This window comes from Psychrobacter sp. TPE 89C, assembly GCF_055522395.1.
Genome location: NZ_JBVFXW010000009.1, coordinates 50,185 through 65,363, shown reverse-complemented (window position 1 = coordinate 65,363; position 15,179 = coordinate 50,185). Strand labels below are relative to the sequence as shown.

The 15,179-nt window shown below is 43.5% G+C and carries 15 protein-coding genes; 3 read left to right on the top strand and 12 right to left on the bottom strand.

Features of this window, described 5'->3' with window-relative positions; genetic code table 11:
* Positions 1-214: 214 nt before the first annotated feature.
* From ACZW67_RS04885 to ACZW67_RS04875, 3 genes are all read right to left on the bottom strand, one after another.
* Positions 215-715 carry a DNA polymerase III subunit chi gene (locus ACZW67_RS04885; protein WP_465182359.1) on the bottom strand — a complete coding sequence of 167 codons (501 nt, stop codon included), beginning with the start codon at positions 713-715 and terminating at the stop codon, positions 215-217.
* Between the two features lie 63 nt (positions 716-778).
* The gene (locus tag ACZW67_RS04880; RefSeq protein ID WP_465182358.1) at positions 779-2,425 is read right to left on the bottom strand and encodes a leucyl aminopeptidase; all 1,647 of its coding nucleotides are present in this window, start codon (positions 2,423-2,425) and stop codon (positions 779-781) included.
* Positions 2,426-2,842: 417 nt separating this feature from the next.
* Entirely contained in the window at positions 2,843-3,460 is a 618-nt protein-coding gene (locus tag ACZW67_RS04875; RefSeq protein ID WP_465182357.1) for a cysteine hydrolase family protein, read from the bottom strand.
* 543 nt (positions 3,461-4,003) lie between these two features.
* Between ACZW67_RS04875 and ACZW67_RS04870 the strand changes: the two genes are divergently transcribed.
* Positions 4,004-5,272 carry an LPS export ABC transporter permease LptF gene (locus ACZW67_RS04870; RefSeq protein ID WP_465182356.1) on the top strand — a complete coding sequence of 423 codons (1,269 nt, stop codon included), beginning with the start codon at positions 4,004-4,006 and terminating at the stop codon, positions 5,270-5,272.
* A complete protein-coding gene (gene lptG / locus ACZW67_RS04865; protein WP_465182355.1) occupies positions 5,272-6,528 on the top strand; it encodes an LPS export ABC transporter permease LptG in 1,257 nt (418 codons plus the stop codon). Before ACZW67_RS04870 ends, lptG begins: the two co-directional genes overlap by 1 nt.
* A 185-nt stretch (positions 6,529-6,713) precedes the next feature.
* Here lptG and ACZW67_RS04860 read toward each other — a convergent pair whose 3' ends face one another.
* Positions 6,714-7,322 carry a class I SAM-dependent methyltransferase gene (locus ACZW67_RS04860; protein ID WP_465182354.1) on the bottom strand — a complete coding sequence of 203 codons (609 nt, stop codon included), beginning with the start codon at positions 7,320-7,322 and terminating at the stop codon, positions 6,714-6,716.
* 320 nt (positions 7,323-7,642) lie between these two features.
* Positions 7,643-8,062: a PH domain-containing protein gene (locus tag ACZW67_RS04855; RefSeq protein ID WP_465182353.1), complete on the bottom strand. Its 420-nt coding sequence runs from the start codon at positions 8,060-8,062 to the stop codon at positions 7,643-7,645.
* A gap of 103 nt (positions 8,063-8,165) precedes the next feature.
* Between ACZW67_RS04855 and ACZW67_RS04850 the strand changes: the two genes are divergently transcribed.
* A complete protein-coding gene (locus ACZW67_RS04850; protein WP_465182352.1) occupies positions 8,166-8,465 on the top strand; it encodes a hypothetical protein in 300 nt (99 codons plus the stop codon).
* Positions 8,466-8,779: 314 nt separating this feature from the next.
* Here the strand turns inward: ACZW67_RS04850 and xerD are convergent, their stop codons facing one another.
* The 7 genes from xerD to recN all read right to left on the bottom strand — a co-directional run bounded on the left by xerD (position 8,780) and on the right by recN (position 14,957).
* The gene (gene xerD / locus ACZW67_RS04845) at positions 8,780-9,718 is read right to left on the bottom strand and encodes a site-specific tyrosine recombinase XerD (RefSeq protein WP_465182351.1); all 939 of its coding nucleotides are present in this window, start codon (positions 9,716-9,718) and stop codon (positions 8,780-8,782) included.
* Positions 9,719-9,742: 24 nt separating this feature from the next.
* Positions 9,743-10,924, bottom strand: coding sequence for a methyltransferase (locus ACZW67_RS04840; protein ID WP_465182350.1), 1,182 nt, complete (start codon positions 10,922-10,924; stop codon positions 9,743-9,745).
* A gap of 68 nt (positions 10,925-10,992) precedes the next feature.
* The gene (gene tusA, locus ACZW67_RS04835) at positions 10,993-11,337 is read right to left on the bottom strand and encodes a sulfurtransferase TusA (RefSeq protein WP_465182349.1); all 345 of its coding nucleotides are present in this window, start codon (positions 11,335-11,337) and stop codon (positions 10,993-10,995) included.
* A gap of 59 nt (positions 11,338-11,396) precedes the next feature.
* Positions 11,397-11,912, bottom strand: coding sequence for a hypothetical protein (locus tag ACZW67_RS04830; protein WP_465182348.1), 516 nt, complete (start codon positions 11,910-11,912; stop codon positions 11,397-11,399).
* A 90-nt stretch (positions 11,913-12,002) separates the two neighbouring features.
* Entirely contained in the window at positions 12,003-12,539 is a 537-nt protein-coding gene (gene ruvX / locus ACZW67_RS04825) for a Holliday junction resolvase RuvX (protein ID WP_201588965.1), read from the bottom strand.
* Between the two features lie 56 nt (positions 12,540-12,595).
* Positions 12,596-13,159, bottom strand: coding sequence for a YqgE/AlgH family protein (locus ACZW67_RS04820; RefSeq protein ID WP_194196217.1), 564 nt, complete (start codon positions 13,157-13,159; stop codon positions 12,596-12,598).
* 118 nt (positions 13,160-13,277) lie between these two features.
* Positions 13,278-14,957 carry a DNA repair protein RecN gene (recN, locus tag ACZW67_RS04815; protein ID WP_465182347.1) on the bottom strand — a complete coding sequence of 560 codons (1,680 nt, stop codon included), beginning with the start codon at positions 14,955-14,957 and terminating at the stop codon, positions 13,278-13,280.
* Between the last annotated feature and the right edge of the window lie 222 nt (positions 14,958-15,179).

The window sequence follows — 15,179 nt, the reverse complement described above, 5'->3', positions numbered from 1 at the left end:
AATTTGACTGTAAATAAGACGTTTATAGTGAAAACAGAAAAATAATCGAAGGATGGTAGCATTTTTTAGGATAAGCGCCTACCTTTACCACGAACCGGCATAGGCGGGTAAGGTGAAGGTAGAGACTTAATATGAAAAAATTGGCGAATATTCTCTGATGAGAAATCGTAATTTTTCGTGAGACATGAAGAGAAGTTAGGGCGCTGGCTGCAACTTAAACTTTGAAATGAGTCAGCTCATAGCCTGATTGTTGATAAGCTTTATACTTATTACGACCTTCTTCAACACTGGTCGCATCAGGTTTTATCAGCTCAAGCACTCGAGTTGGTTGCGCATTACTAGTCGCTGCCATAAAGGTATTCACGGGACGTATCGTAGTATTGAGCACGATTCCCTTAAAGTCGGCTGGCATATGGTTGCCAAGTAGCACAGGTGCTAACGATTGGTTATCAGTATTGGCAATAGCAGCATCCACATCGGTGCTTTCAATATCAGTACCTTGCGCACCCGTATCCAAAAGGCATTGATGTGGTATAAAGCTCGTGGCCTCTTGTGCCCAAAGTGCTTCATCAAGCGACGACAGTAACGCATCATCTTCGATAAGAATCAGCAGTGACTGCGTGCTTTTATTGAGCGCCGTTTGGGTCAATTGACAAATAAAGCCCAAGAAATCTTGGGCTTTACTCTCGCTTAAAACATAAAAACTAATCTTCATAGAATTGTTTTCATAAAGTGACTTTCATCAAGTGGTTTTCATAAATTGACTGTCATTGATTGACTAAACCATATCCGCGCTATTTTTTAGATATTGCATAAATAGTGGTACTGGACGACCAGTTGCGGCTTTGTCTTTACCTGAGTTCCATGCCGTGCCAGCGATGTCTAAATGCGCCCATGCTTGACCTTCTTCTACAAAGCGAGACAAGAAGCAAGCAGCAGTGACGGCGCCTGCACCTTTACCACCGATGTTTTGCAAATCAGCGATAGGTGATTCGAGCTGCGCTTGATATTCGTCATCTAACGGCATATGCCAAATGAGATCGCCTGATAAGTTACTAGCATTTTCTAAGTCAAACAATACGTCTTCGTCATTACTAAAGACGGCCGAGCGAACACTACCAAGTGCAACCACACAAGCGCCAGTCAAGGTTGCAACATCAATAATTGTTTTTGGCTGATAACGCTGTACGTAGCATAAAGTATCTGCCAATACCAAGCGACCTTCAGCATCAGTATTCAAGATTTCAACTGATAGACCATTCATAGCTTTGACGATATCGCCTGGGCGAGTAGCATCACCTGATGGCATGTTTTCAGCGCAGGCTAACGCGCCGACTACGTTGATTGGTAGACGCGCTTCACACAATGCTTTGATGGTACCTAATACTGAAGCCGAGCCACCCATGTCAAATTTCATCTCATCCATTGCCGCACCAGGCTTGATAGAGATACCGCCTGAGTCAAACGTTACGCCTTTACCGACCAATACGATAGGAGCATCATCATTTGTTGCTTGCACATTCGCATCGGTGGTTTTAGCCGCTTTTTTGGTTGGCAATTTATCAGCCAATGCTTTTAGACCGCCGCTAACTTTAGCGCTGCTAGTTGTTGCTTTGGTAGAGCCAGCATCACTACTGAAGTTAGACTTACCGCGGTACTCCATGAGTACGAGCTTGCCTTCTTTGGTAGAGCCTTGTGCGACTGCTAAGAAGCAATGCATACCTAATGCTGACATTTCATCTTCGCCCAGTACCTTAACGGTTAGTAGGTCAGGATAGGTTGCTGCAAGCTCTTGGGCTTTTTCTGCCATGTAAGCTGGGAAACAAATGTTACCTGGTTCATTGGCTACATCGCGAGTCAGACTTTGACCTGCAAATACTGACTGTGCAAATGCTAGCGCAGGCTGTAATGCAGCATCAGCAACTAGGTAGATATCAGTTAGTACTGGCGTGGCTTGCTCAGATTTATATTTATCAAAGCGGTAGCTCGCTGCCAACAGATTAAGCGCAAATTGACCGAAGTGATTTTCTTCTATAGCATCACCCAATGCGACAGTGATAGAAGACACACGCTTTTGCGTGCTGCTATAAATAGTGTTGGCAATTTTTTGCAGGACAGTGTTGTTGAACTTATCCGTATTACCCACACCGACCAATAACAGTTGTACAGGGTTTTGCTTGGTGGTTTTTTTGTCGCCTGCCAATGCATAGTCAACAACCGTTTCACCAGCCTTACCTTTGAAATGTGACACGTCAATCAATTGCTCAATACGTGCCGTGTAATCGGTCAGAGCAGATTCAGCTAAGATGTTTTTCTTGTCATTGATTAAAACGACCAAACAAGCTTCATCTTTGCTCTTTGCTTCTTTTTTTAGAATTTTTTGTGTATGAGTCTTTGGTAAGTGCTGAGACAATTTAATATTCATATAGTTATCCTTATTAGAGTTATGAAAATTACAGGGTTTGTGTGATTGCTTATACCTATCAGATTATTAGATTATTAGATTATTTGGTCTATCGAGCAACCACAATAGTGTAGCATATTGCGATGACAGTGCGCAGTTAGCAAGTCTCGGGTAATGAGTTTGAACCATTCTGCTGTACCAATTTACACAATCATTTAATACTGTATGAATGGTTTATGGTGAGTCATATTGGGTAAAATAGTTAACTAGGGCATGTCCTCATTTCAAAAATGGAGATAAAAATGAGACAAATTGCCGTCAAACGAGAAAAATAGTGTAGATAATATCGAGATATTAACCAACTATTTGACGCTGTTTGGCAAAATTTAGCCATTTTTAGCCCAGTTAGATGACTATCGCTTGAGTTGAGGATATGCCCTAACTGTTAACCAGCTCATCAGTCGTTACCATCGCGGCAAATCTATCTTGTAGTGTTGCCATGGCGGTGTCATGCATGACGTTGGCACTTATCGTTTCTTTCGTGGCGCTAGGTAGGTCACGAGTGGCACAGGCGTCATGGCACACAAAGTTCTGAAAACCCAAATCAAATGCGGCGCGGGCGGTTGAGCTGACACACATATGGCTCATAAAGCCAGCAAAGATAATCTGCTTTTTTTGTGCCGCTATAATAAGTGCTTGAAGCTGTGTGTCGTGAAAAGAATTGGGATGCTTTTTGGCAATTACTGTTTCGCCATCATGCGGCTTTAATAGCTCGACAATCTCGATGTTGGGTGACAAAGGATCGAAGACATTACCATTTTCTGGACCGTGATGCATGATATGAAAGACAGGGATATCTTGCTGACGGGCTTTATCCAGCAGTAAGCGCGCATTGGCGATGGCTTTGGTGCCAGCTTGCCCTAATGGCATGGCGCCATCGACATATTCGTTTTGATAATCGATAAGGACGATAGCGCAATTGGACCAATCAAGCGTATCGAATGAGCCACCAGCGAGCTCAAGTAGGGTAGAGGGTATAGACGTGGTTTTATTCATTAGTTGTGTTTCTCCGTATGGCATAAACATATTTTTTGAATATTCAACAGATGTCATTCAGTCTAGCAATTAATCTTAGTCATCCGCGTGACATGATACGAATGACAAACAAACCTTTCTAAAATAAATAAAGCAAAAATGCCACAACAGAAGCATGGTCAACTTAAACGTTGCTACAAGCCTCGCTGTTAATATGACTAATAACGAATATATATTTCATTTACTGCTTTATGGTCTATCATCTACTGAATGGGTATGGGCTATCAGCAATAGGAATGTAATGTTTCCAAACACATTTCACCGCCATTTTTAGGCAAAACATGCTAGCATTAGCGGTTATCTTTATCGCCAGTATTTATAGGGTGTCACTAACAAGTGACGCTATAATCTTTATACCTGCTTAAGTCTTTGACTAAGCGGTGCTGTCCCTATAATACTCAATTATCGCGCTTGAATTTGTCAGTACTCTGTCAATAATTGTGTAATTAATTAGTGCGAATACCAACCCTTTTAAGAGTGCCTATTGTGATATTACGCCGCTACATGACCCAACAAGTTGCCTCAACCACTGCTCTGGTATTGGGGTTTTTAGTGGTGATGATGCTCGGTGGTCGTTTAATACGTTACTTTGGCATTGCAGCAGAAGGTAACTTGGATATCAGCTTATTATTTACCATCATTGGTTATAATTTGCCGTACTTTTTAGAGCTGATTTTACCTTTAGCGTTTTTTATCGCACTCATGCTAGTGTTTGGACGCCTGTACGTCGATCAAGAGATGGCCGTCATCAATGCCAGTGGCGTCTCGCGTGGCAAGCTTGCCCGCTTGATAACGCCCTTGATATTGGCACTGTTCGTCGGTGAAGCCGCGCTCTCAATTGTCGGAAAACCGTGGGGCGTACGCTCTTCTGAGAGTGTTTGGCAGCAGCAAGCGTTGACCAGTGCTTTTGATTTGATACGTCCGAATGAATTTATCAGTAGTGGCAATTATCATTTGTATGTCGGTAGCTTGAGTGATGATAAAAAACAATTACAGAATGTGATCCTTATTCAGTCTGAACCTGAAGCAAAGGGTAGTGCGGCTAAAAAGGCAGCGGTTGATACCAGTAACAGTATCGATCCAGAAACGGCAGAATCATTAGATATACCAGACCTACCAGCCGCTGTTATCAATGCTAATATTAGCAAAGACACCATCACACTCGCCAATCGTGCTGAGCAAGTAGACACGGGAGATAGCGGCGTGACCCAGTTGGATTTATTCCAAGGTCGCCGTTATGAAGTTGGTGCAGGCAGTCTAAAATACAATCAAGTGGGTTTTGATCGTTATCGCATCACGTTGACTGAATCATCCAAAGAAGCGGTAACCGAAGACAATATCGAAACGCAAGAGATAGGCCCACTATGGCAGGCGGCGGCTGGTAGCGGGCAAGTGGGCAATACCAATGCACTACGAGCAGCACAAGGTGAGCTTGGGTATCGTTTTGCCTTACCGTGGTTGATGATTATCGCGCCTATGCTGGCCGTACCACTCGCGCAAGTACGTCCGCGTCAAGGTCGCTGGTTACGTCTGTTCCCCTCTATTTTATTATTCGTCAGCTGTGCACTGGGTATTATTTCACTCAAAAATGCAGTGAGTAAAGGCAGTGTGAGTGTATGGGCTAATGCGTGGTTGGTGCTTGGGTTTATGGCACTAGCGCTTTATATGAACTGGGGCAGCCGCGTGCAGCATCGATTACGCTTTCGCAAACAAGAGAGTGAGCCACTAACTATTGACAGTCAGAGCAATGGCTCACAAGGAGGGCAACCTTAATGAGTGCTTTATTCTCCAAATCTCAGGATGCTAAGTCTCAAAATACTAATGCTCCAAACACTGGCTCTCAAAACCCTAAAGCTAAGTTTGCGAAAAGACCTGCCAATCTAAAAGTCCTTAGTCGCTACGTCAAACTCAATGCGTTGCTCGCGATTATCGGAGCAGTTTTAGGTCTGTGGGCGTTGCAGCTAGTGTTCTCCTATCTATCAGAGCTTGATTCACTAGATGACAGTTACACGATGGGTCAGGCGATTAAATATATTTTTTATCGCTCGCCTTACTTCTTAGAGCAGTTTATTCCAACGGGTGCGTTACTTGGTGCTGTGGTAGGCTTGGGCTTACTCGCTAACAAAAGCGAGCTGGTAGTGATGCGTGCCGCTGGGGTGAGTGTATATCGCATCGTCGGCTGGGTGCTACAGCCTGCAATGATTTTTGTGTTAATCGCATTGGCAATCAATCAGTTTGTCTTACCTGCTTCTAATCAATTGGCAAAAGAGATCAACGATGCAGATAGCCGTTCGTTGGTCACTTCGGTACGTGGCTACTGGACAGTGCAGCCACGTTTTGCGCGAGCAGAGGATGGCGGCACGACACCTGATGGTAGCGACGTTCTGTATATTGATTATGCTGATGTACAAGGCAATATCGGTGAAGTAAAACGCTGGCATTTGGATAATAATGGTAGCTTGCAAACAGCTGTTCATGCTGAGGATGGAAAATATATCGGTCGCGAACCACTTGACACCACTACTGATGAGCCAAGCGAGCAGTATCGTTACGAGTGGCAGCTGAATAATATGACCAAACTGAATATCAGTCAGGGTTTTGATAGCAGTCAAGCCATCTCACCGTCAGATACTTTAAGTCTGCCGTTTGCCCCTGAGTCGGTGTATTTACTGACTCGTAAAGCAGAGGATTTATCTCTGACTCAATTGTATGAGCATCGTCAGTTTATGAGTCAACAAGGCACACGCTCCTTAAGTCATGAGCTGGCATTTTGGCAAAAGCTGCTATCGCCGTTGTCTATTCTGTCATTGGTGATCGTTGCCTGCTCATTCGTCTTTGGCTCATTGCGTACGCATAGCTTAGGCTTGCGTATCGTAGTGGCGTTATTGTTTGGTTTGCTGTTTAGTTATGTGCAAGACTTGGTGGGCTTTGTCTCGCTCGCGACAGGGTTTTCGCCATTATTGATGGTGCTACTACCGATCATCGCTAGTGCGATATTGGGTGGCTATTTGCTCAAACGGCAGATGTAGCCAGATATCATTTGCCACAAAGAAGCCCGCTAAAACACTATGTTTTAGCGGGCTTCTTATTTGTATCATTTTCAAAAATTTATACCATTTACAAAAATTAGAGTAGCAAGGAAAAAGAGCGCAAGTACTACGCATTGTAGGCTAAGCGACTTTGACACAGCTAATCGTATTTTTGGCGGTTGGGATTAGTCTTTAGTTGCCATGGTAATGGTGTATGTTTTACCTTGCTTGACCTTATCGCTGTTGCCAAACACTTCGGTAAATGAACGCTTCACAAACTGGCGCAAACCATTGATGGTCACTACATAAAAACGGCCGCCTTTACGCATGCGTGCATAGGCATCGAGGAAGTACAAATAATGCTGCTCTTTACCCACTTTGGCCGGCAAGTTCGACATCACCAAGCTAAAGTCTTTGTCTTTTGCCACATGATTGAAGCCATTTGATAAATGCACATCGACATTATTAAGACCATTTTTCTCACAGTTACGGCGCGCATATTCTACTGCCATAAAGTCTTTATCAATTAACGTATGCAGACCATTTGGACACTCACGCGCTGCTGTCATACCAAGCACACCATAGCCGCAGCCCAAATCTATTGAATCATCGTCAGCTTCAAAGTCAATATAATCAAGCAGCATCAAGCTACCATCATCAAGCTTTTGTGGTGAAAAAATACCCCACGTGGTCGAAAAATCAAACGGCTTGCCCAGTACATCTTGGCGAAAGTTAATATCTTCGCGCCAGTGTTGGGCGTTTTTTAGTAGGTCAGCAGGTGGTCTATGGCTCATGAGATTCTCAGATAATGGATAAGTAAAAGGCGGTGCGTTGCTCAGTTATACAGCGTGCACATCATACGCGTATTGTAGCGAGAAAAAGGTAGGTTTGCAGCTATCTATTCATCGAATTGTATTACGTAGAACTGTAAAGGGAGCCATTGTCTGCGTCAGGATACTATTACTATTAGGGCAGAAAATCAATTTGATCCATGTTTAGCTTTTTTTCTAAACTGGAATTATAGTGTTTATACGCTAAATTCCAAGAAAAAGGGCACCACTTCTGTGATGCCCTGTTATATATTATATAAGTAAATAAGCTTATATTTTCTATATTAGTCAAACTGTTCCGGATTTTCTAAAAATTCATTAACTACCCGACGAAAATTGATTGGATCGTTTATGAAAGGAATAGGCGTTCTAATGCCACCGGTACCAGAAACGATTACTGTGCCATAATTAAAAATACGGCCTATAATTCCTTGATTAATAATTAGACCTTCCACTTTTTCTAAGCGAAGCTCAACAGTATCACGTCTAATGAAACCGGTTTTGGCAATAACTCGTTTGTTTGTTAGTGCAAGCTCAGTAGTCATAACACGTATAATTGCAAAAATGAAAAATATTATTCCAATCATGAAACCAATAGTCAAAACCCCAAGCAAAATCATTTGCCATTGAGACCACCATGATACTTTAGCATTTTTAATAATTCGTTCGTTGGTGGTTAAATTACTATCGATATAGCTTGCCATCAGACATTACCCTAAAATAAAATAGCAACAATATTAACCCAATGATTACATATAAAGCAAACATAAGTATAATTTATTCTAAATCATAGAGTTGAGATTAAAAATGAAAAAAACTAATTTAGTATTTCTTGTTCTATTAGTTACCGTCTCTATGCCTGCATTTGCAGGACAGCTTGACTCTGTTATCAATGCAGTGGCTATACCTGAAAATGTTGAATATAACGTTAAAGGGTGGGAGAGTATAGACGATATCGAAGATGTAGGCTGGATTTGGCCTTATTATGAAGTAGGTAAACATGACTATATCATGACTGGTAAAGGTCAATTAGGTAACGACCGTAATCCCAATATAGGTGCAATGGATATTAGGGTTGAGGGTGCTAGAACTTTTTTAACTCAGTAAACATAGTAATAAGTAATGGCGGATTTCCTACTTCAAAAAACAGTTTAAATAAGCTCTTTGGTCAAGGTGTCGTTAAAGAAGTTGAATCGAAGTGTAATGAAAGCTTTGGCTACACAGGTTCGAATGCAACCTATAGCTTCAAGCGGAAAGGGTTCAACCCTGTATTTGTTAGATACGGCTTCTCTGAGGGAAGTGCAATGTTTGCTACTGACATTAAGCTTTCTAATTCACTTGATAACTTAACTGATGATTGTTATAACTAACTTTTGCCTTAATCAAATTTAATATTTTTTTAGACTAAATAAGTTTATAAGTCACCCTCTAGGATGATGCTCCGCATGCAATTTCTGCAATCTCGCTGTCGCCACGTGAGTATAGATTTGCGTCGTTGATAAATCGCTATGTCCTAGCAATAATTGCACGCTACGTAAGTCCGCGCCATGATTAAGTAGATGCGTGGCAAAAGCGTGACGCAGCGTATGCGGTGACAGTTCTTTATCGATACTCGCAACTTTGGCGTATTTCTTAAGCAAATACCAAAAGTTCTGCCGTGTCATATAGCCACCTTGCGCCGTTAAAAATACCGCTTGGCAATTTCCTGATTTTAAATGCGCAATCAAATCACCACGAGCATGCGTTAGATAATCTTCTAGCGCATCGTTTGCATATTCGCCTAGTGGTACCAGTCGCGTTTTATTGCCTTTCCCTGTGATTTGTAGCCAGCCAGCGTTTAGATTCACTTGCTCTAATGAGAGATTAATCAATTCGCTCACACGCAGCCCGCAGGCATATAGCACCTCTAACATGGCTTTATCACGCAGTCCGAGTGCAGTGCTGGTATCAGGGGCAGAAAGTAGATTATCGACATCAGCCTCGGCCAAATCTTTCGGTAATGGACGACCCAGCTTTGGGCTTTTGATACGTTCACAAGGATTGTCTTCACGCAGATTACTGGCAATCATCCACAGATAAAACTGACGCAAGCTTGAGAGCATGCGTGCTTGGGTACGTGGGGTTTTGCCTTCTTGAGTGAGGGTTGATAAGCAGTGCAGCACGTCGTCAGGCTGCCAGCGTGTCAGGGCGATAGGATTGGTCAGCTCGCAGGAGCGTAGGTCGCGGACATACGCATTACGAGTACGCGTCGCTAGACCACGTGCCAGCATGGCTTGACGAAACTCAGTCATATAACTGGGTTCGTCATCTACTGCCAGCGCCTTGGGTTGGCGCTGTTGCACGGCACGATCACGACTCATAATTCAATACTCGATGATTGACTGTTAGATAAGCGTTAAACACCATAATGAAGTGACTTCAGCACTGCGCGCGACATGTAGCGGGTCGGTATCATCTTGGCTACGACCATGCTTCGCTTTTGTATCTAGACGGTATTTTACTGCCAATCCAGCATCGGCAAACAAGCTTAATAAATCATCACGGGTGCGCAGTTGCAGGTGCTCAGCTAAGTCCGACATTATCAACCAAAGCTCTCCGTGCTCAGCTAAATGCTGTTTAGCACCCTGCAACACCCCACGCAACATCGTGCTATTGGCATCATAGACTGCATATTCGAGCGGTGAGCTTGGCTTAGTTGGTAACCAAGGTGGATTACAAACAATTAGATTAGCAAGTGGCGCATCAGTCGGATATAAATCCGCTTGCTGTAACTGTACGGCAGATAACGTCAAACGCTCAAAGTTCTCGCTAGCACATGCTAAAGAACGCGGATTTAAGTCAGTGGCTATTACTTGTGGGACACCGCGCTGCGCTAAGATAATGGCCAATAAACCCGTGCCAGTACCGATGTCATAGGCGACATCATGAGTCGCTGGTAGCGGTGCATCGAGCAACAGCTGCACATACTCATGACGGGTCGGCGCAAACACACCATAATGTGGAAAAATCGATAACCCTAAGCTGTCTATTGGGACGCCTTTTTCGCGCCATCCTGCCGCGCCAAGTGCGCCTTGCATATCACGAAATGATAATACGCATGGCTCATCGATTGCACCAAAAGCTGCTGTGCAGGCCGCACTCATATCAGGGGCACGGCGTAGTTGGCTGACATAACTGGCATCAAGCTCTAGTAGCAAACGGCTTAATATGCGTGAGCGCTGGGCTTGTAATTGACGCTGCTGATGAAATAAGTTGGGAATGCCTTTAACCTTTGCTGTGTTAGGTTTATTCGCCGCTTTCTTAATTTTACGCTGTTCAGAGCGTTCATTCGTGCGATCTATGCGACGACCAAGTGCTTGTAGCAATTGCCGTGCATTATGAAAGTCACCGCGCCATAGTAGTGATGTGCCTTCGCAAGCCAAACGGTAAGCGTCATCTGCGGTCGTTGTATCATCGACCAATACAATGCGTGCAGGTGGCATATGATTGCTTTCAGACAACCAAAGAGCATTACGTAGAGTTTCGTTTTCTTGCCATTGTACATACTGCTTTTCTGTTTGTAACACGTAGTAGCCTACCTTTTGTGAAAGATATATCTCGTATAAATCAAAGATATCTTTATATTATTAGTGATCTAAAGTTGTTGAACGTTTTTAAGCGATTTTTTCTTAACCAAATAGCGATAAAGCGTCACACTCATGGGTACAGTATCATCACTATCGATCTTGATTTCATCAGTGTCAGTATCTAGGCTCACGTTCTCAGCCAGCGTCTCTTGAGTCAACAGTTCGTGACCCAAATGACGACAGAAATTAGGAATATCACGAGTGGTAGCAGGGTCAGTGGCCAGTATTTCAATCACCTCGCCACTGTCTGCTTTGCGTATGACTCGATGTAACATCATCACAGGCTCAGGGCAAATAAGCCCCTGCGTGTCCAGATGATGGCTGATAGAAATATCTGTTATTGAAGTTGTCATAATTGTTTTAATAAACCTAAGAGATAAGTTTGATAATGGATAGTTTGTTGATGTGCTTATTAGGATATGCTTTCTGATTTTTCTACAACCTCTGTCTCTAGCACTTCGTCAGTATCAGGCAAATCAGCCACTTCTAAAAAGTTGAAAAAGCGCTTAAAGCTCACTTTGAATAAAAAGGCCACTCCTAACCAACAGGATAATCCTAACCATGCCGTGTCAGCGAATAATAGCCCACCAATCAATATAATGGTCGATACGCCGATACTCATGGCAATCATCGAAGGTTGGTTCAAACGATAACGATAAACGACTAAGGCGTCATAAAGCGTAATAGGAATCGTGAGCGCAACCAAGGCGTATGGCAAATTATAAAATAGTTGATAAAGCAGTTGGTTATCATGGAACGCTTTGATACTGGCAATGGTGCCAAAGACCATAAACGCAAAGATAGCAGCATAAATGAGATAAATTGCGACTTGGTTTATCCGTTGTGCGCCTTTGATACGAGCAATAGCGAGCGGAGAAAAACCATGTTGCGATTTATTTTGCGTGGATTGGTCTGAAACAGTAGTCATAATAATCAGTCATTTATCCGTTTAGATGATATGGTCAATCCACTATATAGCAGAAATTATTGGCATAGGAGTGACATGCTAGTTGCTAAATTAATCTGCTTTGATTGCATCGATGGCAATACTACTATTCGGATCAGCAAAATACGTCGACATCAGGATACATGCAGAAATATCATCAATAGGGTCGCGCTCATTCTTAATCCAGCCATTGTCCCAAGCGATTTCTCGCGCTGCGACTGAGGTCAGGCGTTCATCACAGAGTGACACGACCACTGGCAGATGCTGCTCCATAACTCTATGTGCTAGGCGACGAGCAAATTTATGCGCACGCTTAGACAGCATCGAGCTACTACCATCCATATTAAGCGGTAGGCCAACGACTACCTTCGACACGCCCCACACCTTAATAATACCGAGTAAATTATCCCAGTCTGGCTGCCCATTATTCATCGCTAAAATATCAAAAGCACGCGCTGTCTCGGTAATGGTATTACCAAGTGCCATGCCCATTTTTTTGACGCCATAGTCTAGGGCTAAGACAAGATGTGGCTTAACGGTCGCTTCAGCAACGCCAGTATCAGTCTCTATTGCATTGGTGCTATCTGTTATGAGAGTGCTATCTACCATAGTAACGGATGTATCCTGTTTTGATTTTTATTTCTGTATTCATGGAACATCTGAGGTTAAGCGTGTCCGATATCACTGCTTAGGTAATCAAAGTTGATCCCGATTTTATCAGCGGCTATTTGCCAGCGCTCTTCAAATGGCGTATCGAACAATAAATTTAGATCCGCAGGGCAGACCAACCAATCGCCATTGTTCAACTCTTGGTCTAGCTGTTTTTTGCCCCAGCTGGCATGGCCCAAGCACAATTGATAGTGTCCAACGCCTTGACCAGCAGCGATACGCTTAAGAATATCTTGACTGGTCGTGATGCAGACGTTCTCTGAGATAGCAAAAGATGACGCCCATTCTGGCTGTCCTGTGTGTAGTACAAAGCCAACCTCAGGATACATAGGGCCGCCTTCTAATGCCAAATCTTCCATTACCTGTGGATCAGTGACCTCAATATCTAAGTCTTCTAGCAACTTACCCACGTGTGATTGCTCTAATGGACGATTGATGACTAGGCCGAGTGCACCGTGCTTATCATGACGGCAGATATAGATTAGCGCCTGCTCAAACCTTGGGTCTGACAGTTCTGGCGCCGCGATTAAGAAATGATGAGTCAAATTGGTTTTAGACATAGAGACAAGCAAAACCTAATAATGAAGGTGAAAGACCACTATATGGCGATAGTGAGTAAAAAATCAACTAAAGCAAATATTTAGCCATGATGTGGGGCTGATGATGAACTCTGAATGTTTACTTAACATCCGTCAATAAACTACGAGCATGGTCACGGGTAACGTCAGTAATAATCACACCACCGGACATACGTGCTAGCTCATCGACCTGTGCGCTATCGGTCAATATTAACAGCTCACTTTCAGTCTGCTCCTGATGGTGCTTTTGTACCAAGATATGCTGATGCGCTTGCGCCGCTACTTGTGCTTGGTGAGTAATGGCCAATAATTGCTGCGTACGGCCAAGCTCACGTAATAACTCGCCGACGACTTGCGCCGTGCCTCCACTGATACCGACATCGACTTCATCAAATACTAGCATTGGCTTGGCAGCGTTATTGTCCGCATTGGTGGCTTGCAATACTTGCATGACCAGTGCCATCCGCGACAGCTCACCACCTGATGCAATCTTATGCAGTGGCTGCATTGGCATGCCGACGTTGGCGCTGAATAACAGATCAATATCAAAACAACCTTGCGCACTATATTGGCTAGGATCTGCTTTTTTGGTAAAGACAAACTCACAGCGGGCATTGGGTAGCGCAAGCGGTTGTAGTTGCTTAATCAGTTGTTGACTGACAATTGGTGCAGCTTTAGTGCGTTCTTTATTTAATTGGGTGGCTAGTGTTAGATATTCTTGCCAAGCTTGTTCAATTTGTGCCGCCATTGCATCGCTATTTGGCTCATTTTCTAATTGTTCTAATTGTGTTTCCCAGCCTTTTGCTTCCTCAATTAAATCACTGGCTGGCAAGCTGTGCTTTCGTGATAAACGATGCCCCAAGCTGATAAGACTGTCTAGTGTTTGTAAGCGCTCAGGATCAGGTAGCTGCTGCTCTGCATAATCTGATAATAGGCCAGTCACTTCAGTGATTTGCTGCTGTGCTAAATGTAGCTGTTCAGATGCTTGCTCAAAGGTTTGGCTGACGCTCATTTGATTGTCACAGAGCTTAATAGCTTGCCCTAGTAGGGTCATGACATCTGGCTCATCTGTATCATTATCGAGCAGATGTAAGCCGTGGCTGGCCTCTTGCATCAGTGCTTCTATATTAGACAACTCTTCATGCTCTGCTTCGACCTCTGCATAATCGACGGCTAGTAATGGGGCAATGTCTGCTAGTTGGCTTTGCAAAAGTTGAATACGATCTTGACGTTGAGCTTCACGACTAGCGATATCATCAGCGCGGCGTTTGAGCTGCTGATAAGTTTGATAGCTACTGGCTGTTTGTAAGGCTAGAGGTGTGATTTGCGCCATTTCGTCTAGCCATTTCACCACAAATTGTGGTTTAAGCAATGCTTGCTGAGCATGTTGGCTATGAATATTAACCAGTAATGTACCGAGGCTTTTCAGCTCGGCCAAACTGACTGGCACACCATTTAACCATGCCTTTGAGCGGCCGTTATTACTTAGCTGACGGCGAATTAATACTTCCGGCTCTTCTAGCGCTCTATCATTTTTAGCGAACCAGTCAGCAATGACATGGTTGTTTTCTACATCAAACTGCGCATAAATATCTGCATGTGTAGCACCATGTCTGACCATGGCACTGTCTGCACGCTCACCCGCACACAATGATAACGCATCAAGTAAGAGCGACTTGCCAGCTCCAGTCTCGCCAGTGATGACATTGAAGCCTTCAGCCACACTCAGCTCATGCTGAGCGATCAACGCAAACTGATGTAAAGTTAATGATACTAGCATCAACGCCTCTCATGATAGACAGTGAGCTTCACTTATAAAACAGTAAAGCCATATCTAAAATAGGATTAATAAGGAAGTGAAATCGTTCAGGTACTAATACTGGGGCGTGTCTTCATTTTAAAAATGGTGATAAAAGTGAGATAAATTGCCGTCAAACAAGAAAAATAGTGCAGATAATATTGGGATATTAACTAGCTATTTGACGTGGTTTGGCAAGATTTA